Origin of the sequence: Arthrobacter sp. EpRS71 (assembly GCF_001512285.1) — a bacterium.
Taxonomy (GTDB): Bacteria; Actinomycetota; Actinomycetes; order Actinomycetales; family Micrococcaceae; genus Arthrobacter.
In genome coordinates, this window is sequence record NZ_LNUV01000006.1 from 1,354,219 (window position 1) to 1,372,329 (window position 18,111).

Annotated in this window: 20 protein-coding genes; 11 read left to right on the plus strand and 9 right to left on the minus strand. The window is 62.8% G+C overall.

Translation table 11 applies throughout. The features are described 5' to 3' along the window. Positions 1-411, minus strand: coding sequence for a PLD nuclease N-terminal domain-containing protein (locus AR689_RS16545; protein WP_062071862.1), 411 nt, complete (start codon positions 409-411; stop codon positions 1-3). Between the two features lie 87 nt (positions 412-498). Here AR689_RS16545 and AR689_RS16550 point away from each other — a divergent pair, with 87 nt between their 5' ends. Then, on the plus strand, positions 499-810 hold the full coding sequence (locus AR689_RS16550) for a DUF4229 domain-containing protein (RefSeq protein ID WP_062071864.1): 312 nt from the start codon (positions 499-501) through the stop codon (positions 808-810). Between the two features lie 85 nt (positions 811-895). Here AR689_RS16550 and AR689_RS16555 read toward each other — a convergent pair whose 3' ends face one another. The 5 genes from AR689_RS16555 to AR689_RS16575 form a co-directional block, all read right to left on the minus strand. After that, a complete protein-coding gene (locus AR689_RS16555; RefSeq protein WP_062071866.1) occupies positions 896-1,777 on the minus strand; it encodes a 1,4-dihydroxy-2-naphthoate polyprenyltransferase in 882 nt (293 codons plus the stop codon). A 59-nt stretch (positions 1,778-1,836) separates the two neighbouring features. Further along, positions 1,837-2,976, minus strand: a complete 1,140-nt coding sequence (locus tag AR689_RS16560) for an AMP-binding protein (RefSeq protein WP_062071867.1) — start codon at positions 2,974-2,976, stop codon at positions 1,837-1,839. A 7-nt stretch (positions 2,977-2,983) separates the two neighbouring features. Continuing rightward, positions 2,984-3,934, minus strand: coding sequence for a 1,4-dihydroxy-2-naphthoyl-CoA synthase (locus AR689_RS16565; protein WP_062071869.1), 951 nt, complete (start codon positions 3,932-3,934; stop codon positions 2,984-2,986). 21 nt (positions 3,935-3,955) lie between these two features. After that, a complete protein-coding gene (locus AR689_RS16570; protein WP_062071871.1) occupies positions 3,956-4,393 on the minus strand; it encodes a VOC family protein in 438 nt (145 codons plus the stop codon). Positions 4,394-4,516: 123 nt separating this feature from the next. Next, positions 4,517-5,245 (minus strand): CPBP family intramembrane glutamic endopeptidase, encoded by a 729-nt coding sequence (locus AR689_RS16575; protein ID WP_062071873.1) that lies wholly within the window; start codon positions 5,243-5,245, stop codon positions 4,517-4,519. Between the two features lie 51 nt (positions 5,246-5,296). On the opposite strand from AR689_RS16575, the gene AR689_RS16580 reads away from it, so the two are divergent. Genes AR689_RS16580 through AR689_RS16590 form a run of 3 tightly spaced genes read left to right on the plus strand, consistent with a single transcriptional unit; the run spans position 5,297 to position 7,848 of the window. Next, positions 5,297-6,241, plus strand: coding sequence for a metal ABC transporter substrate-binding protein (locus AR689_RS16580; protein WP_062073852.1), 945 nt, complete (start codon positions 5,297-5,299; stop codon positions 6,239-6,241). Further along, entirely contained in the window at positions 6,238-6,972 is a 735-nt protein-coding gene (locus tag AR689_RS16585) for a metal ABC transporter ATP-binding protein (RefSeq protein ID WP_062071875.1), read from the plus strand. The genes AR689_RS16580 and AR689_RS16585 overlap by 4 nt, the downstream gene beginning before the upstream one ends. A 3-nt stretch (positions 6,973-6,975) precedes the next feature. Further along, positions 6,976-7,848 carry a metal ABC transporter permease gene (locus AR689_RS16590; protein ID WP_062071877.1) on the plus strand — a complete coding sequence of 291 codons (873 nt, stop codon included), beginning with the start codon at positions 6,976-6,978 and terminating at the stop codon, positions 7,846-7,848. On the opposite strand, the gene AR689_RS16595 is transcribed toward AR689_RS16590, so the two are convergent. Both AR689_RS16595 and AR689_RS16600 read right to left on the minus strand, forming a co-directional pair. Then, the gene (locus AR689_RS16595) at positions 7,835-8,698 is read right to left on the minus strand and encodes a DUF4097 family beta strand repeat-containing protein (protein WP_062071879.1); all 864 of its coding nucleotides are present in this window, start codon (positions 8,696-8,698) and stop codon (positions 7,835-7,837) included. The two genes, AR689_RS16590 and AR689_RS16595, sit on opposite strands and share 14 nt — an antisense overlap. Continuing rightward, positions 8,698-9,207, minus strand: a complete 510-nt coding sequence (locus AR689_RS16600) for a hypothetical protein (protein ID WP_062071881.1) — start codon at positions 9,205-9,207, stop codon at positions 8,698-8,700. Before AR689_RS16600 ends, AR689_RS16595 begins: the two co-directional genes overlap by 1 nt. 203 nt (positions 9,208-9,410) lie before the next feature. Here AR689_RS16600 and AR689_RS16605 point away from each other — a divergent pair, with 203 nt between their 5' ends. The 4 genes from AR689_RS16605 (at position 9,411) to AR689_RS16620 (ending at position 14,215) form a co-directional block, all read left to right on the plus strand. Continuing rightward, positions 9,411-11,093 carry an ABC-F family ATP-binding cassette domain-containing protein gene (locus AR689_RS16605; RefSeq protein WP_062071882.1) on the plus strand — a complete coding sequence of 561 codons (1,683 nt, stop codon included), beginning with the start codon at positions 9,411-9,413 and terminating at the stop codon, positions 11,091-11,093. Between the two features lie 137 nt (positions 11,094-11,230). Then, positions 11,231-11,578, plus strand: coding sequence for a hypothetical protein (locus AR689_RS16610; protein WP_062073853.1), 348 nt, complete (start codon positions 11,231-11,233; stop codon positions 11,576-11,578). A gap of 13 nt (positions 11,579-11,591) precedes the next feature. After that, positions 11,592-12,536, plus strand: a complete 945-nt coding sequence (locus tag AR689_RS16615) for an NAD(P)/FAD-dependent oxidoreductase (RefSeq protein ID WP_062071884.1) — start codon at positions 11,592-11,594, stop codon at positions 12,534-12,536. A 215-nt stretch (positions 12,537-12,751) separates the two neighbouring features. After that, entirely contained in the window at positions 12,752-14,215 is a 1,464-nt protein-coding gene (locus AR689_RS16620) for an amino acid permease (RefSeq protein WP_062071885.1), read from the plus strand. A gap of 170 nt (positions 14,216-14,385) precedes the next feature. On the opposite strand, the gene AR689_RS16625 is transcribed toward AR689_RS16620, so the two are convergent. Continuing rightward, positions 14,386-15,255 (minus strand): DUF1295 domain-containing protein, encoded by an 870-nt coding sequence (locus tag AR689_RS16625; RefSeq protein WP_062071887.1) that lies wholly within the window; start codon positions 15,253-15,255, stop codon positions 14,386-14,388. A gap of 50 nt (positions 15,256-15,305) precedes the next feature. Between AR689_RS16625 and AR689_RS16630 the strand changes: the two genes are divergently transcribed. Genes AR689_RS16630 through AR689_RS16640 form a run of 3 tightly spaced genes read left to right on the plus strand, consistent with a single transcriptional unit; the run spans position 15,306 to position 18,069 of the window. Further along, positions 15,306-15,785, plus strand: coding sequence for a MarR family winged helix-turn-helix transcriptional regulator (locus AR689_RS16630; protein WP_062071889.1), 480 nt, complete (start codon positions 15,306-15,308; stop codon positions 15,783-15,785). Continuing rightward, on the plus strand, positions 15,782-17,650 hold the full coding sequence (locus tag AR689_RS16635; RefSeq protein WP_062071891.1) for an AMP-dependent synthetase/ligase: 1,869 nt from the start codon (positions 15,782-15,784) through the stop codon (positions 17,648-17,650). Before AR689_RS16630 ends, AR689_RS16635 begins: the two co-directional genes overlap by 4 nt. Then, positions 17,647-18,069: a DUF2177 family protein gene (locus AR689_RS16640; RefSeq protein ID WP_062071893.1), complete on the plus strand. Its 423-nt coding sequence runs from the start codon at positions 17,647-17,649 to the stop codon at positions 18,067-18,069. The genes AR689_RS16635 and AR689_RS16640 overlap by 4 nt, the downstream gene beginning before the upstream one ends. Positions 18,070-18,111 lie beyond the last annotated feature (42 nt).

Consider the following 18,111-nt stretch of genomic DNA (forward strand, 5'->3'; position numbering starts at 1 on the left):
CTACTTCAGCTCGTCAGTATCATGGGGATCCGGCTCGGTGCGTTTGGCGTCGCCGCTGCCTTCGGCTGGCTTCTCGCCAGGATCGCGTTCCTTGGCTTCCAGGTCCGCCTTGAGCTTCTTCAGGCGATCGTCTTCAGCCTGCTTGCGGCGGCGGGTTTCCAGATTACGGAGAAACTCGGGGTCGTCGTCCGGGGCTGTGGGCTGGCGGCGAACGGGTTTGGCCGTGGGCTTGTTGTACGGACGGCCGAAAATGAACCAGAGGACCGCTCCCAGCAACGGCAGGACGATCATGACGATGATCCACGCGGGTTTGGAAATCCCTCGTGTTTGGTGGCCGTCGGTGCGGATGACGTCCACCAGGGCATAGACGAAGATGACTAGAACAATGACGACGCCTACAACCCGGAGCATGCACCAAGTCTAGTCGCCGGAAGCCAATCACTGGACGCCCTCTTCCGGCTGTGATCAGAGTGCAACCATCCGGGCGGCTAAACTTGGATGGTGGCTTTCCTGAAGTATTCCCTCATCCGCCTGGCACTCTTCGTGCCGTTGTTCGTGCTGTTCGCCTTTTTGGGGGTTGGATGGATCCTGGCTGTGGTGTTCGCCGGCCTGATCGCGTTCGCCATCAGCTACCTTTTCTTCCAGAAACAGCGCGACGCCGCCACAGCGGCCATGCGTGAACGCTTCTCCGGGCGGGCCAAACCAATTCGCACCGCCGGCGAGGTTGAAGACGCCGCCGCTGAGGACGGCTTGGTAGAGAAAAACCCGGACATCGCAGTTAATAACGACAAACGCCCGGGCACTGTCTAAGTTCTCCGGCACAAGTTTTTGTACAGCTAACGCCCCCAAGAAGCCTTCTTGGGGGCGTTAGCTGTACAAAAACTCGTATAGAGGTTTAGAAGCCGCGGCTCAGGATCAGGCCCAGCGAGAACAGCAGGCTGTAGCCGAGGTTGATCAGGCCGGTCTGCTTGAGCACCGGAATGAGGCTCTTGCGCTTTTTGCCGTTCACCATGAGCCAGGCAGGCATGAGGCACGCGGGGATCAGCAGCAGGACAATCAGCATCCAGGGTTTGGTGGGTGCCAGGACAATCACCAACAGGATGGCGACGGCGAGCATCAGCACGTAGCTTTCGCGGGCATGCCGGTCTCCAAGCCGCACTGCAAGGGTCCGCTTTCCGGCGGCTGTATCCGTGGGGATATCCCTGACGTTGTTGGCCATCAGCAACGCGCAGGCTATGAGCCCGGTGCCGATCGCACCAATTACCGAGGCGAGGCTGACCTGCCCTGCCTGCGTGTAGGTGGTTCCGAGCGTGGCCACGAGTCCGAAGAATACGAAGACAAAGACGTCGCCCAAGCCCAGGTAGCCGTAGGGGTTCTTTCCGCCGGTGTATCCCCAAGCTGCCAGGACGCAGCCGATGCCCACCAGGATCAGCCACCACGTCTGGGTGATGATCACCAGGATCAGGCCGCAGATCATGGCCGCCCCGAACAGCGCGAAGGCCGCCCATTTCACCTGCTCCGGTTTCGCCGCGCCGGAGCCAACCAGGCGAAGGGGACCCACGCGGTCCTCGTCAGTGCCGCGGATGCCATCGGAATAGTCGTTGGCGTAGTTCACGCCGATTTGAAGCAGGAGAGCCACAAGAGCTGCCAGGATGGCGTTCGGCAGCCGGAAAGCCTGGAGCTCGTACGCCGCTGCCGAACCGATGAGGACCGGCGCAATCGCCGCGGGCAGTGTGCGGAGCCGGGCTCCTTGAATCCATTGTGCAGCTGTCGCCACGTGTAGTACCTCGTGTATTTCGCGGTTGATCTTGAGTCAGGCTCGGGAGGAGAACTTGTCTATTGTCCCTGATGCAGATTGGAAAGCAGGTCAATCATGGCCATGCGGTCCGGTTTTCCATTCGGAAGCATCGGCAATTCCTTGTCCGCCAGCACTGTCTTGGGCGCCAGGACACCCAGTGCTTCCTCGCGGCGGGCGGTGAATCCCTTCACGCCCTCGGGCGAAGGATCAGTCACGGCAACATAGGCCGCCACGGCCTGGCCCCATTCGCGCGACGGTACGCCGGTCACGAAAGCCGCCGTGACGCCGTCGAGCTCTTCCAACCTGCTTTGGATGTACGCGGCGGAGGCTTTGACGCCGCCGGTGATGATGACGTCGTCAGCGCGGCCCAGCACGGTGAGCTTGCCGTCGTCGGACAGTTCCCCCAGATCGCCGGTGACGTACCAGCGGGTCCCGTCTTCTTCGAAGAATGCCGCCTTTGATGCCCGGGCAGCGTCCAAGTAGCCTGCCGCGACGGTGTCCCCTCCCAAGAGGATTCGGCCTTCCAGTTCACCCTCGCCAATGCGGACCTCGACGCCGTCCAGCGGCTCGCCGTCGTAGACGCACCCACCGCAGGTCTCGGCGGAGCCGTAGGTTGTCACAAGCTTCAGACCCTCGGCCCGGGCGTTGGCGAGCAGTTCGGCTGAAGCGGGAGCGCCGCCGAGGAGGATCGCGTTGAAGCGACGGAGGACCGCCAGGGTTTCCGGAGCGGGAGCGTCCAACAGCCTCTGGAGCTGGGTAGGTACCAGGGACGTGAAGCGGATCTTGTCCGTGAGTTCCTCGGCCGCTGCGGTGAAGGCCTCGGGTGTGAAGCCGTTCGACTGGTCCATCGCCCAAGGACGCGTACCCGCGTAGAGCGAGCGGACCAGCACCTGCACGCCGGCCACATACTGCAGGGGGAGTGCCAGCAGCCATTGGCCTTCGCCGCGCAGGGCCATGGCAGTGGACACGGAGGAGGCAGCGAGGGCGTCAACGGTGAGGATGGTTGCCTTGGGTGTCCCTGTGGAGCCGGAGGTGCGGACCACTACGGCTGCTTCTTCGACGCCGGTCTCCACCGGAATCGCCTGCGGCTCGCCGTGTTCGTCAAGGACGATTTCGACGGCGGGGCCCTCACCGTGGAGAGCCGCCATCAGGGCTTTAAGTATGGGATCGATGTTCACAGTGGTCCTAGAAGTAGTACGGGAAGTTGGACCAGTCGGGGTCGCGCTTCTGGAGGAACGCTTCTTTGCCCTCCACGGCCTCGTCCGTCATGTACGCCAGGCGGGTGGCTTCGCCTGCGAACACCTGCTGCCCGGCGAGTCCGTCGTCGGCCAGGTTGAAAGCGAACTTGAGCATCCGGATGGCCTGCGGTGATTGGCGGGCGATGTCAGCGGCGTACTCCAAGGCCACGTCTTCAAGACGGGCGTGGTCCACGGCTTCGTTGACTGCGCCCATCCGGACCATGTCCTCGGCAGAGTATTCGCGGGCCAGGAAGAAGATCTCCCGCGCGGCCTTCTGGCCGATTTGGCGGGCCAGCAGCGCTGAGCCGTATCCGGCGTCGAAACTTCCCACCGTCGCGTCTGTCTGCTTGAACTTGCCGTGCTCGCGCGAGGCGATGGTGAGGTCGCTGACCACGTGCAATGAGTGGCCACCACCTGCCGCCCAACCATTCACGACGGCGATGACCACCTTGGGCATGGTCCGCATGAGCCGCTGAACTTCAAGAATGTGGAGGCGGCCGGCCCGGGCGGGGTCGATGCTCTCCTGGGTTTCCCCCTCCGCATAGCGGTAGCCATCCCGACCGCGGATCCGCTGGTCTCCGCCGGAGCAGAACGAGTGGCCGCCGTCTTTCTCCGAGGGGCCGTTGCCCGTGAGCAGGACGGTGGCGACGTCCGGAGTCATGCGGGCGTGGTCCATGGCGCGGTAGAGCTCGTCCACGGTGCCCGGGCGGAAGGCGTTACGCACCTCGGGGCGGTTGAAGGCGATGCGGACCGTGGGAAGGTCCTTGACGGTGCCGTCCGTTGAACGCTCAACCTGCCGGTGGTAGGTCATGTCCTTGAAGTCGTCGAAGCCGGAAACGGTGCGCCAGCGTGAGGGGTCAAAGACGTCGGAAACCTTGGCAGGGAGTTGGTTGTTCACACTCCGAGTCTAGTAATGGCCTTAGCTGATGCAGAACTCGTTGCCCTCGGGGTCGGCCATGGTGTGCCATTCGTGGGGTCCCTGGTTGGCTGTCCAGAGGTGTTTGGCGCCTCGGGATTCCAATTCTTTGCGCACCACATCCTTGTCCCGGCCGTCCAGCCGGACGTCCCAGTGCACCCGGTTTTTGACGGACTTTTCGTTGGGATCGGTTTGGAACAGGATCCGCCGGCCGGTCTTGGGGTCTTTGTCTTCGGCCGGGACAATTGCGCAGCCTTCTGCCCACACCAGTTTGCCGTTGTGGGTGATGGTCTGGTCCTCAGTGGCATAACCTTGCTCGATCATGGACCGGATGAACGCCTCGTCCTGGGGTTCCACCGTCCATTCGAGGGTTTCTGCCCACCAATCGGCAAGGTCGTGGGGCTTGTGGCAATCGACTACTACCTGGATGTTCAGTGTCATGCCCTCAAGCTATTCCCGACGGCGGGTGGCTGGGTAGGGCGTTGCGGTCAGCTTCCGTCCGGGTTTCCCAAGTAGGTAGCAGTTCAGGTCGTTCTGAGCGCTGGGAACGACCTGAACTGCTACCTAGTTGGGGAGGAGTTCGGGCGGGACGGCGTAGATGAGGGCAACGGCCATGAGGTTCTTTGCGGCGTGGACAAAGTAGGAAAACATCAGGTTCTTTCCCGTCCACACGTAAACCGCCACCAGCACCACGGCCATCCCCAGGTACGGGGCCAGCGCAGGCAAAGCAAGTCCTTCACGGCCCACCACGTGGATTGACGCAAACACCACCACGGAGATCACGCAGCAGATCCAGATGTTCAGGTACCGCGACAACTTGCCGATCAGCAGATGCCGGAAAAGGTACTCCTCCACGAAGGGGCCCAGGATCACCAACAACGGAACCATCAACCACGCCGGCACCTGTTGCAGCATGCCTTGGATGCCCAGCTGGTTCTCAGAGCTTTGGACGCCGCCGAAAGCCGCCACCAGCAGGGCCGTAAGAATCAGCATCACCACGATGGCCAGCGGCACCATGCCGAGCGTGAACCAGGGCCGGGTCCCCAGGATTTTGAAATCGCGGCCGGCCACACGCCAGGCAGACGCCACGGCGAATATTCCGACGCCGGCATAAAAGATCGCGTTGACGGCATAGGACGCTGTGGCCGGGTTCGCGAAAAGCTGCAGCATCAGTTGGTTGAGCGTCTCACCGGCCAGCAGGAAGTACGCGGTGAAGCCCACATAGACGGCAACGGCAATGCCATCCAAGGCAGTGAATCTGTACGAAGGTGCCTTGGTGGAAAGAGTGCCCATGTGACCAGCCTATCTTTGCCGGGTGGCCCTTGCTTGGCTACACTTTTCGGTATGCCTAACTTTCCGTTTCGGCGCGCCAAAGTTGTCCGCCGTTTCGCTGCTGTCCTGACCGCCTTCGCACTTGTGCCGGGCGTCTCTGCCTGCGGTGGTGATTCCTCGGCCGGAGATGATGACAGGCCCGTGGTACTCACAACGTTTACCGTGCTGGCAGACGTCGCCAAGAACGTTGCCGGCGACAAACTGCGCGTGGAGTCCATCACCAAGGCCGGCGCCGAGATCCACGGCTACGAGCCAACGCCGGGCGACATCCGGAAAGCCGCCCAAGCCGACCTCATCCTGGACAACGGGCTTAATCTCGAAGCCTGGTTCGCCCAGTTCGTCGAAGACCTTGATGTACCTCACGCAGTAGTCAGCGATGGCGTGGACGTCATGCCCATCGCCGAGGACTCCTACCAAGGCAAGCCGAACCCCCACGCGTGGATGTCGCCCAAGAACGTCCAGATCTACGCCAATAACATGGCCAAAGCTTTCGCCACGCTGGACCCGTCCCACGCCGCCGAGTTCGAAGCCAACGCGAAGGCCTACAACGCCCAACTCCAAACCGTGCAGGATGAGATGGTGTCCAAGCTGTCTGTCTTGTCGGAGCAGCAGAGGGCGCTGGTCACCTGCGAAGGTGCGTTCTCCTACCTGGCCCGCGATGCCGGCCTCAAAGAGGTCTACATCTGGGCTGTGAACGCGGAGCAGCAGGCCACGCCACAGCAGATCACGCGGGCCATCGAGTTTGTCAAGGACAACCAGGTTCCGGCGGTGTTCTGCGAATCCACGGTGTCCGATGCCCCCATGCAGCAGGTGGTGGGTGCCACGGATGCCAAGTTCGGAGGGGTGCTCTACGTCGATTCCCTCTCTGAAGCGGACGGCCCCGTCCCCACCTACCTGGATCTCATGCGTCACGACGCCAAGGTCATCACCACGGCACTGACAGGAGGAACCTCATGAGCACACCTGCGATCGCTGTTGAGGACGTCACGGTTCACTACGGTGACGTCCTGGCCTTGGACAAGGCGTCCCTCACCTTGAACCATTCGCGGATCTGCGGATTGGTGGGCATGAACGGTTCCGGCAAGTCCACCCTATTCAAAGTGATCATGGGCATGGTCAAACCGGATTCCGGCAGGGTGCTCATCAACGGTCAACCTCCGGTGAAGATGCGCAAGGACGCGGGGATCGGCTACGTTCCCCAAAGCGAGGACGTTGACTGGGCATTCCCCTTGTCCGTCCGGGATGTGGTGATGATGGGCCGTTACGGGCACCTGGGATTCACGCGCCGTCCCCGCAAAGCGGACCGGGACGCCGTCGAGCATGCTTTGGAACGCGTGGAGCTGAGCGAGTACGCCGACCGGCAGATCGGTCAGTTATCCGGTGGGCAGAAAAAGCGGGCTTTCGTTGCCCGGGGCATTGCGCAAGGCGCCACCATGATGCTGCTGGACGAGCCGTTCGCGGGCGTGGACAAGCGGTCTGAGGCTACTATTACCAGGCTGCTCCGCGAGCTTGCGGACAACGGTGCCACCATCCTCATCTCCACCCATGACCTCCATGCCCTGCCCCAACTTTGCGATGAAGCAGTGCTGCTGATGCGCAAGGTGCTCATGCATGGAAGCCCGGACACCGTGCTCCAACCGGAGAACCTCGCCATGGCCTTCGGCCTCGACGTCATGAACAGGGGCTAAGCCATGGAATTCCTCCTGGAACCCCTCACCTACGACTTCATGGTCCGTGCCTTGGCAACCACTGCCATCGCCGCGGTGGTATGCGCCGTCCTGAGCTGCTGGCTCGTCCTGATCGGCTGGTCCCTCATGGGCGACGCCGTCTCGCACGCGGTGCTTCCCGGCGTCGTCCTCGCCTACGTCGTGGGTGCGCCGTTTGCCCTGGGTGCGCTGGTTTTCGCCCTCATCGCTGTGACGTTGATCGGGGTGGTGCGGAATACCAGTCGGGTGAAGGAAGATGCTGCGATCGGCATAGTGTTCACCTCGCTGTTCGCGCTGGGCCTGGTGCTGATCTCCGTGACCCCGAGCCAGACCGACCTGAATCACATCATCTTCGGAAACCTTCTGGGCGTCAGTGTTCCGGACCTGATCCAGGTGGTGGTCCTGGGTGTGGTGGCCTTTGCCATCCTGATCCTCAAGCGCCGTGACCTCACGCTGTATGCCTTTGACCCCACGCACGCCCACGCGATCGGACTCTCTCCGCGCAGGCTCGGCGCCCTGCTCCTGGGGCTGCTCGCGCTGACCTCCGTGGTTGCGCTGCAGACCGTGGGCGTGGTGCTGGTGGTGGCCATGCTGATCATTCCGGGCGCCACGGCCTACCTGCTGACCGACCGCTTTTCCCGGATGCTGGTGATTGCGCCCGTCATTTCTGTGGTGTGCTCGGTGGCCGGCATTTATCTGAGTTACTACCTGGATACGGCGTCGGGGGCCATGGTGGTCCTCACCCAAGGCGTGGTATTCGGTTTCGTGTACTTGTTCAGCCCGCGGCAGGGACTGATCGGTACGCGACTGGCCAAAGCCCGCAGGAAGCGGGCCATCGCCACCGCTACCGCGCGCTGACGGGGGAGCGTCCCACCGCGATATCGCCATATGAGTTGCGGGCGCGGATCTCCACTTTGTCCGTGGTGTCTCCCGGGCCGTTGGTGGTTTCGAGGCCGTTGCGGACCCGTCCGTATTTGGTGCTGAGGTCAAGCCACGCAGCAGTGCCTTCGCGCACACCCACTGTCAGTGTGCCTGCGGCGGTTTGAGCGGTGAGGCTGCCGGCGGCCACGTCAGTCACGGTGATGTCGCCGCTGGATGTTTTGACGGTGGTGGAAAGGCCGGCCCGCTCCAGCGAAATGTCGCCATTGGCTGCGCTGACGCTCAGCTCCCCGGAAGCGTGGGCGATGTACGTGTTGCCATTGCCGTTCTTGACGGTGGCAACTCCGTCCAGGTGGTGGATGCGGATTTTCCCTGAGCCGGTCTTGATCCGGGACCGTCCCACAGCACGCTCCACCGTGATATCGCCCATGTCCGTGTGTGCTCTCAGCTCGCCGCAGTGATCGACGCGGATGTGGCCAAGGTCGGTTTTGAGGTCGGTTGCGCCGAATTCGCCTTCGCAGCGGAGGTCTCCCATGGCGGACTTCAGCTCCAGGCTGCTGCCGCTGGGAACCTCCACGGTGATCTCCACCGCGCCGCCGTCGCTGAACCAGCTGTGGCGGAATCCCGGGTGAAGCCTGACGTTCAAGCGGCCGTCAGTGTAGTCCACCGTGGTTTGCTCAGCCATCCTGACGTCCAGGTTTCGCTTGGCCTTGCGGGGCTGGACCGCCACCTCGGTGGTGGGATGGTCGCGGGCTACTATCCAGATATCGCCGCGGACGGAGACGTCAATCACGACGGCGATTGGCTGGGGGGTCTGGAAGGTTGCCATTAGCGCGCCCAGCCGGTGAAGTTCTGCTCGCCGGGTTCGCGGCGTGGACTTTTCTGAGGCGAGTGGCTGCCGCGGAGGGCCTCTGCGACTGCCCGGACCAGCCAGGAGTTCACGGACAGTCCGTCCCTGCCGGCCGCCTCTTCGACTTGTTGTTTGAGCTGATCCGGAAGCCGGAGCGTGGTCCGCGAGGTGGTGGTGCCATCCACGTCTTCCGGCGCAATGGCGTCCTGGATTGATGGTTCGATCATTGCTTCGAAGTCCCCGCTGGGTGGATTGTTGACCACGAATTCGGGGTCTCGGCCGCGGAGCCTTACCTCCACGGAGCCGGGGGCGAGCTCCAAAGTAATCTCGCTCGCGGCGTCAGAGAGGGCTTCCAGGAGGGCCAGTCGAAGGGTGGATTCGACGGCGGCGGTGAGGCGTTCGCTGAGCGCCCGTGCCTCCGGGCCACCAGCTTCGGCGGCGGTTTCGAGCTGTTGTTGCACCGCAGTGATGTACTGGTTGAGCTGCATGACACCATTGTGACGCCATGGTGGTGTCATTACAAGAGTTTATTAACTGGATTCGCGCCATCCGTGGTGTCGCGGCTTGACGCATCCGCTTTCCGCCGTCAGGCTGGACCCATGAATCCTTGAGCGCAGCCCCTTCCCATCGGCTGCATCCCCAGTACCCACATGGCTTTCTGCCACCCACTGCGGACTTGCGAGGATTCCTCTTGACTGACCACCTGCACCTTTCCGGCGTTTCCCATGGCTATGGGGACCGCGAGCTCCTCAACGCCGTTGACCTGGCCATCCACCATGGCGAACACGTGGCCATCGTCGGCGAAAACGGCGCCGGCAAATCCACCATGCTGCGCCTGCTTGCCGGCGTGGAGACGCCCGACGACGGCACGGCCGGTTTATCCGGCAACCCCGGCTACCGCGTGGGTTACCTCGCGCAAACCCACGGGTTCTCCGAGTCCCTCACCGTAGGGGACGCCATTGATACCTCGCTGGCTTCGCTCCGTTCCTTGGAGGCACGGATCGCAGAGCTTGAGTCCGGTTTGGCTGACGCTGATTCTGAGGACCTTGAACTCTACGGAAGCCTGCAAACGGAATACCAACTCCGTGAAGGCTACGCTGCCGAATCCCGGGTGGAAGCAGCGCTGGACAAGCTGGGGCTGGGAGGCTTGGACCGGCGTCGAACGCTTGGATCGTTATCCGGCGGCGAGCAGGAACGCGTGGCGCTGGCCTGCCTGTTGGCCGACCCGGCCGAAGCCTTGCTGCTGGATGAGCCCACCAATCATCTGGATGCGAACGGCACGGCCTGGCTTGAATCGAGGCTGGCGGCGCATCGCGGCACGGTTGTGGTGGTCTCGCACGATCGCGTGCTGCTCAGGAAAGTAGCCACCACCATCATCGAAGTGGACGCTGACCGGCGGGCCGTAAACCGGTATGGGAACGGCTATGAAGGCTACCTCCGTGAAAAAGCGGCCGAGCGTGCCCGATGGATCCAGGAATACGATCAATGGCTCGACGCCATGGCTGCTGAGCGCCACCAGGCCGCCACCGTTGCAGACGGCATGGGCTATGGCCGCAAACGCGACAACGACAAGATGGCGTTCGGATTCAAGACCGGAACCTGGCAAAGCGCCGCGGCCAGTAAGGTCCGTAACGCCCAGGAGCGGCTCCGCAGGCTCGAGGACAACCCGGTGGAACGGCCACCCGTGCCCCTGAAACTGTCAGCACCGTCCCGGGTGGCGGCTGTGGCAGAGGCGGCGGCTGTGGCGGAGGTGGCGTCCGCTCCAGCGCTTGAAGCAAACGGTGTGAGCGTTCCCGGGCGGCTCCAGCCCGCTGATGTACGCGTGGGTGCCGGACAAAAAGTGCTCATCACCGGCCCTAACGGTGCCGGCAAATCGACCCTGCTGTCCATTCTTGCCGGGACGCTGGAGCCGACCACCGGGACGGTGACCGCCAACGGCAAGGTGGGATATCTGCAGCAGGAACTCGAGGTGCCCGCCCGGCCTGGGCTGCGCTTGCTGCCCGCGTTTGCCGCCGGATTGGGCGGCAACATAGATGCACACGCTGAGGGGCTTCTGCGGTTGGGGCTGTTCCGCCCGGCCGAGTTTCACGTTCCTGTGGGAGGCCTTTCAGCCGGGCAGCAGCGCCGGCTCGCCCTCGCACGGATCCTCCTGGGTGGATACGACACCATGATCGTGGACGAGCCAACCAACCATCTGGCGCCTGTGCTGGTGGAGCAGTTGGAAGCAGCGCTCGCCTCCTTCGAAGGCACCGTGGTGATCGTGAGTCACGACCGTGCCTTGGGGGAGTGGTTTGATCGCAGCGCTTCCGATCATGCGCGTACCGTCCCAGGGGCGTGGATGCGGTACCGGATGCAGGCCGGCGAAATGCTCTAGCCCCCGCTCCGGTTGAGCGCGGGTGAGCTCTTGGCAAAGTGATGGTTACGCCGTGGCCGACAGGTGGAAACACAGCATTGAGCGTCCTGAAACAACGGCGGCGCACCATGGGAAGGGAACGGCCGAAAGGACTTTCCGTGATCATTCAGAACCTCTTCCTGCAGGGCATCTACCACTTTGAAGGCGCAGGGTTGGATAAACCCGTGCCCCTCCATGCCGAGCTTGCCCACTTTGTGCCCGACGGCATTATCAACCAAACCCTCTACTTCCGCGGAGGTAATTCAAGCACTGAACTGATCACCGTGGTGTTGATGCGGGACCGCATTCCCATGCGCTATTTCCCCATCGGAGCCAAGAGTGATGTCCACATCCCGCTCAGGGTCGTGGAAGATACCGACGGCGGATCGGTGATCGAGCTCTTCATCGTGGCACCCACCGGAACCAGGGGGTACGTGGTGGTGGATCTGGGGATGGTGGAGCACTGATGAGGGTGAACGGGTGAAGACAAGGCTGGTGGTGATTGGCAACGGAACGGCCGGCGTGCGTGCCGTGGAAGAGATCCTCGCCAGGGGTGGTGCGGAGCTGTTCCACATCACCGTGTTCGGCGACGAGCCCTACGGGAATTACAACCGGAGCAAGCTTGGGCGCGTCCTGTGTGGGGAGGAGAACGAGGCGGACATACTCCTCAACTCCTTGCCGTGGTACCAGGAGAACGCCATCACACTTCACTCGGGGGTCCGGGTGGAACGCCTCGACAAGTTCAGCAAGCACATCTTCGCCGCCGACGGACGAGTGGTCCAGTATGACCTCCTGATGATCGCGACCGGCAGCCGCCCGTTCCTGCCACCCATGGCCGGGCTCCACACGCCCAGCGGAACCATCCGCCACGGAGTCTTTACCTTCCGAACCCTGGACGATGCCCGCAGGATGATCACGTTCGCCCAGCAGGAGCACCACCGACGGGCTGTGGTGATTGGCGGGGACCCGTTCGCGCTGGAAGCAGCCCGGGGTCTGCAGTCCTGCGGTCTGGAAGTGGAGGTTCTTTCCGGAAGCCGGGTCACCGCGATCCTGGGGGCTGACAGCATCACGGGAGTGAGCGTACGCAACCAACCCGACATCGACTGCCAGATGGTGGTGATTTCCGCCGGGGTCCGACCGAACGTTGACGTCGCCGTCGTCAGTGGCTTGGCGGTAGAGCGCGGAATCGTGGTGGACGACCACCTGAGAGTGATGGATGAGGAGGACATTTACGCCGTGGGTGAGTGCGCCCAGCACCGCGGCGAGGTGTACGGGATGGTGGCGCCCTTGTGGGATCAGGCTGCTGTGCTGGCCGACCACATCACAGGCTCGGATCGAGGATCCATGTACCTGGGGACCCGGATCCTTCCTCGAAGCAACGCGGGGTCACTTATGGCCCCTTCAGGCGGCAAACAGGGGCCATAAGTGACCCCGCGTTGTTTGGGCCTGTTGCCTGCGTCACGGGCATTGGGGTTAATCCCGTAAGATAGACGGGTTGCGCGAAGCTTCGGCGTTCTGCGTTCTTTGTCACACTTCGGGCCCTCCAAAGAGGAAAAGCTCGAATTATGTGTGCCAAAGCCGCCCGTGTTCCGGCACTGGCGTAACACCTACAGCAACACCCCAACCCACAAGGAACAGCTGTGCCGCAAAGTACTCCCACAGATCTCCAGAGCTCCAAGGCCTCATCTGCAGCCTCGGACTCCAACCTCAGCGCCGAGGGATATCAGAAGACCCTGAGCCGCCGCCACGTCACCATGATCGCCATGGGTGGCGCAATCGGCGTCGGCCTGTTCATGGGCGCTGGCGGCCGTCTGGCCTCCACCGGCCCGGCCCTGATTTTCTCCTACGCCATTGCCGGCGTCATCGCCTACCTGCTGATGCGCGCCCTCGGCGAACTCATCATGTACCGCCAGACCTCCGGCTCCTTTGTGAGCTACGCCGGCGAAATGTTCGGCAAGAAGGGCGCCTTCCTTTCCGGGTGGATGTACTTCATCAACTGGGCCATGACAGGCATTGCCGAGCTGATCGCGATCGGCCTGTACTTCCAGTTCTTCTTCCCCAACGTGCCCATTGAACTGTCCGCAATCGCAGCATTGGTGCTGCTGGTGGCCGTGAACCTGTTCAGCGTCAAGGCGTTCGGCGAATTCGAGTTCTGGGCATCCTGCCTCAAGGTCGCGGCAATCGTCATCTTCCTGGCTGTTGGCACGTTCATGGTTGTCACCAACGCCAAGGTGGGCGACGGAAACGCGTCTGTGGCCAACCTCTTCCACGAAGACGGCGGCATGTTCCCCAAGGGCGGCCTGGTGATGATCCTGGTCCTCAACGCTGTGATCTTCGCTTACAACGCCATCGAACTCGTCGGCATTACGGCTGGTGAGATGGAAAACCCGGAACGCGAAGTTCCCAAGGCGATCCGCGCCGTCGTGATCCGCATTGTGGTTTTCTACGTTGGTTCCGTGACCCTGCTGGCCATGCTGCTGCCGTCCGACCAGTACGTGGCCGGCACCTCGCCGTTCGTTACGGTCTTTGGCCAGATGGGCCTCGGCTGGATGGGCGACGTCATGAACATGATCGTCATCACCGCCGCGCTGTCCTCCTGCAACTCGGGCCTGTACTCGATCGGCCGCATCTTCCGCACCATGGCCAATAACGGCCACGCTCCGCAGTGGCTCACCAAGATGTCCACCCGCCACGTGCCGTATGCGGCCATTCTGGCAATCGGCGGCGTCTACCTGGTGGGTATTCTCCTCAACATCTGGCTGGGCGGCTCGCACGCGTTCGACCTCGCTCTGAACACCGCGTCCATCGGCGTGATCTTCACGTGGGGTTCCATCTTCGCCAGCCAGATTGCGCTGCGGAAGAAGCGCGGCAAGGTCTCCAGCCTGCCGATGCCCGGTTCGCCGTGGACCAGCTGGGTGGGCCTCGTTGCCCTGCTGGCCATCACCGTGCTGATTGGCTTCGATTCCATGACGGACAAGGAAACCGGCGAGGTCTTCCTGCTGGGCCTGTGGACCCTTGCCACCATCCCGTTCTTCGCCCTGGTGCTGTGGCTCGGATGGCAGAAGGTCAAGAACAATGAGCCCAAGAGCGAGCTGTTCAGCTAGGTTCACTTCTTAACGCTCGACGGCGGGTGCCTCCTTGTGGAGGCACCCGCCGTTTGCGTTTGTGGGCCCCGGCGTTGTGGGGCCCGGTCTGCGTGCTATTCGTGGCGCGAGGGGCGTAGAGCGGGCCTCACAAGGGGTGGTCCTTGGCGTTGTGGGGCCCGGTCTGCGTGCTATCCGAGCTTAGGGATGAGGACGGGAGTGTTCTTCTTGTAGGCCTCATAGTCCGCCTGGCCGCCCCAGTGCTTGTCTGCCTTCTTTTCCAGCAAGGGTATGCCGCTGACTTTGAGCAGCAGAAGGGCCACAAAGACGGGGGAGATCATGGCAACCCACTGCCAGCCCTGCAGGACGGGCGCGGCGATGATGGCCACTCCTACCCACAGCATGATCTCGCCGAAGTAGTTGGGGTGCCGGGACTTGGACCACAACCCGGTGGAGATGAACTTTCCCTTGTTGGCAGGGTCCGCCTTGAATCGGCTTTTCTGCAGGTCCGCGACAACCTCGATGCCGAAGCCCACCACCCAGAGCACCAGGCCGACGATTGCCAGCCAGTCCAGGCCCACTTTTTGGGAGCTGGTGATGGCAATCCAGGCTGCGGCTGCAGTGAATACCACCCACAGGCCCTGGACGGTCCAAACATTGAGGAAGCGGATCAAGGATGGCTTGATGTCGTCAAAGCGGTCATCCTTTCCTGACTTGCTGATCCGGCGGGACAGGAAAGTCCCCAGCCGCAGGGCCCAGATGCTCACCAGGGCAGCCAGCAGGATCCCGCGCGCATCAATCCCCGGGGTCAGGAGTGCCAGGATCACGGTGATCACCACGTAGGTCAGGGATCCGGTGAGGTCGAAGAACTTTTCCGTCTGGGCCTTGAAGGACGGGATGAACACCAGCCATTGGATGATGAACGCAGCTGCCACGGCGATCGCGAAGATGGGGAAACCACCTAAGGTGGCCCCGTTCTGGCTGCCTGCCCAGGCAAGCAATGCTCCCAGCACCACAACCACCGGGAGGGCGATCAACCTCTTTTTCTCTGAATCCTTCATCTTTTACCTAGTCTGTTTGGTGTTCAAATTAATTTGATTACTATATAAACATGCAAAACCCCGATAGCGCCAACAGCGGGCCTGTTCATCCGGTGGCAGAGACGCTCCATGCGCTGCTGGCCTTGGCCAACCAGACCGAACGCGAGGCTTCCCGGAGCCTCGGCCTCAACCTCACCGATTACCGGGCTCTCACTGTCCTGGCCGAGTCCGGACCCATCACGGTGGGAGCTCTGGCAGCCGAGATGGGCGCAACCGCCGCCACCACCACAGCGGTGGTGAGCCGCCTGGAGGCCCACGCTTTGGTCGAGCGCCTGCGCAGTACCGAGGACCGGCGCCACGTTCACGTGGCCGTGACCGACGACGCCTCAGGGAAACTCGCCTCCTTGGCTGGTCCCGTGCGCTCGGCTGCAAGCGCCCGCCTGGAAGGATTGGCCCCTGAGTACCAGCGGGTCATGGGTGACTTCCTCAACGACATGAAGCAGCTCATGGAACAGCACCTCCAGACCCTGGCAGGGGAGGAGTCACTGTGAAGGAATTCAGCACGCCCCCTTTGGTGGACATTTCCGGCTACCGCAACGCCACTGACCTCTTGATGCGCAGGGTCGCCAGCAGCCCGGAGCACGCTGCGTTTGAGGTGCGTGAAGAAGGTGCTGACATCAGCGCCCCGTGGCGCCAGGTGACAACGGCAGAGTTCGCCCATGAGGTGCAGGCGCTGGCAAAGGGATTCATTGCGGCCGGAATCGGGCCGGGCGAGTCGTTGGCCATCATGTCCCCTACGCGTTATGAGTGGGCACTTGCCGATATGGCGGCGTGGTTCGCCGGCGCCGTCGTGGTTCCTGTGTACGAGACGTCGGCGCTGCCGCAGGTGGCGGCCATCCTGGCGGACGCGGAGGTGCGCCTTGCCGTGGGTGGAAGCGCAGGGCATGCGGAGCTCCTGGAGAGTGGTTTCGCCGACGCTGGAATCGAAGCCTTGGGGGTGTGGACCTTTGATGCCCGTCCCAACGCGGATCTCAGCAACTTGGTGGAGCTGGGCGTCGGCATACCGGACAGCGTGGTGGAGGAGCGTCGCCTTCTTGCCGGTCTGGACTCGGTGGCCACCATTGTTTATACCTCCGGCACCACTGCTGCGCCCAAGGGGGCGTTGATCACCCATGGCAACTTTGTGGGTCAGGTGATGAACGTGGCTGCGGCCTACACCGAGGTGGTCCGCGAGGGCGGAAACACCATCATTTTCCTGCCCATGGCTCACGTCCTGGCGCGTGGCCTGCAGTTGATCTGCCTGGCCAACGGGATGCGGATCGCGCACCTTTCCGATCCCCGTGACGTGGTTCCCGCGCTGGGGGCGCTGAAGCCGACGTTCCTGGTGGTGGTTCCGCGGGTCCTGCAGAAGATCCAGGCATCGGCTGCGGCGGCTGCAACCCAAAAGGGGCTGGGACGGGTCTGGGTCTCAGCCCAGCGGACGGCTGTGGAGTGGGGCCGTCACTCAGAAGCGTTCGACGCCGATCCTGCTGTCCGCGCCCCGCTCGGCTTGCGGCTGAGGCGCGCGGTATTTGACAGGCTTTTCTACTCCCGCCTCCGTGCGTTGGTGGGTGGGCAGCTGGGTTACCTGCTGTCCGGCGCGGCTGCTTTGGACGCTGAGTTGTCCCTGTTCTTCAGGGGGCTCGGCCTGCCCGTGGTGGAGGGTTACGGCCTGACGGAAACAACCGCGCCCCTGACGGGCAACCTTCCCGGTGCCATCACCGCCGGAACAGTGGGCGTGCCCATGCCGGCTACCACCATCCGCATTTCGGAGACCGGCGAGGTCTTGGCCAAGGGGGTTGGTGTGTTTGCCGGCTACCGCCGCCAGGAGGACAACGCCGCAGCGTTCAGGGACGGGTTCTTTCGCACGGGGGACCTGGGCGTTCTGGATGGCAAGGGGCAACTCACCCTGCAGGGCCGGATCAAGGACATCATTGTCACCGCGGGCGGCAAAACCATCACTCCGTCCATTTGGGAGGGCTACGTGGAGGGCGATCCTTTGGTGGCCCACGCAGTGATGGTTGGCGAGGGTAAGCCGTATCTGGGTGGTTTGGTGCTTTTGGACCCGGAATCAGTGGCGGCCTGGGCTGAACGAGAGGGCATCACGGATTTGAAGGGCCTGACCATCCCCGGCGACGGCGGTGCTGTGCAAGTGGATGACGCCCGCCTGTTGACCGCGATCGGCAAGGCTGTGAGCGCTGCAAACTCCAGGATTGCCAGGTCCGAACAGGTGCGCCGGTTCGTGCTGCTGCTGACGGACCTCAGCGAGGCCAACGGAATAGTGACTCCCACCATGAAACTCAAAAGAGGAGCTTTCACGGAGCGTGTGCATCACATTGTGGACAGCCTTTACACGGACGTGAGGGGTCAGCGATGAACCGCAAAGTGGTGGATTGGCTGCGGGCCTACGCGGTGGCGGCCGTCATTTTCGCTGTGATTGATGTGGTCTGGATTGCCCTTGTGGTGCTGCGCCAGTATCAAAGCCAGCTGGGGGACCTTCTTGCCTCCTCGCCCCATCCGTTGGGTGGAATCCTCTTCTACCTGCTTTTTGTTGCCGGCATGGTCCACTTCGGGATCCGGCCGCTGGATAGGGAATCAACGGTGGGCAAACGGGTGCTGGCGGGCGCCCTTTACGGCTTCTTCACCTACTGCACCTGGGCGTTGACGGCGCTGGCGGTCCTGAAGGACTTTCCGCTGCAGGTGGCCGTCACGGACATCGCCTGGGGTGCCGGTGTGTGCAGCCTGGTGACATGGCTGACGGTGAAGGTTCTGGGCAAGCGGCTCCGAAGCCTTTAGCGCCGCTTGCGGGCCAGGACTGTCGGTGCCCGGGTTTAGGCT

What these genes read in the sequence shown, in the direction of transcription:
- AR689_RS16585 (WP_062071875.1), top strand. Translation starts at nt 6,238, where the DNA reads ATGAGCACACCTGCGATCGCTGTTGAGGACGTCACGGTTCACTACGGT.
- AR689_RS16630 (WP_062071889.1), top strand. Translation starts at nt 15,306, where the DNA reads ATGCAAAACCCCGATAGCGCCAACAGCGGGCCTGTTCATCCGGTGGCA.
- AR689_RS16575 (WP_062071873.1), bottom strand. Translation starts at nt 5,245, where the DNA reads ATGGGCACTCTTTCCACCAAGGCACCTTCGTACAGATTCACTGCCTTG.
- AR689_RS16590 (WP_062071877.1), top strand. Translation starts at nt 6,976, where the DNA reads ATGGAATTCCTCCTGGAACCCCTCACCTACGACTTCATGGTCCGTGCC.
- AR689_RS16600 (WP_062071881.1), bottom strand. Translation starts at nt 9,207, where the DNA reads ATGCAGCTCAACCAGTACATCACTGCGGTGCAACAACAGCTCGAAACC.
- AR689_RS16580 (WP_062073852.1), top strand. Translation starts at nt 5,297, where the DNA reads ATGCCTAACTTTCCGTTTCGGCGCGCCAAAGTTGTCCGCCGTTTCGCT.
- AR689_RS16570 (WP_062071871.1), bottom strand. Translation starts at nt 4,393, where the DNA reads ATGACACTGAACATCCAGGTAGTAGTCGATTGCCACAAGCCCCACGAC.
- AR689_RS16595 (WP_062071879.1), bottom strand. Translation starts at nt 8,698, where the DNA reads ATGGCAACCTTCCAGACCCCCCAGCCAATCGCCGTCGTGATTGACGTC.
- AR689_RS16625 (WP_062071887.1), bottom strand. Translation starts at nt 15,255, where the DNA reads ATGAAGGATTCAGAGAAAAAGAGGTTGATCGCCCTCCCGGTGGTTGTG.
- AR689_RS16640 (WP_062071893.1), top strand. Translation starts at nt 17,647, where the DNA reads ATGAACCGCAAAGTGGTGGATTGGCTGCGGGCCTACGCGGTGGCGGCC.
- AR689_RS16550 (WP_062071864.1), top strand. Translation starts at nt 499, where the DNA reads ATGGTGGCTTTCCTGAAGTATTCCCTCATCCGCCTGGCACTCTTCGTG.
- AR689_RS16545 (WP_062071862.1), bottom strand. Translation starts at nt 411, where the DNA reads ATGCTCCGGGTTGTAGGCGTCGTCATTGTTCTAGTCATCTTCGTCTAT.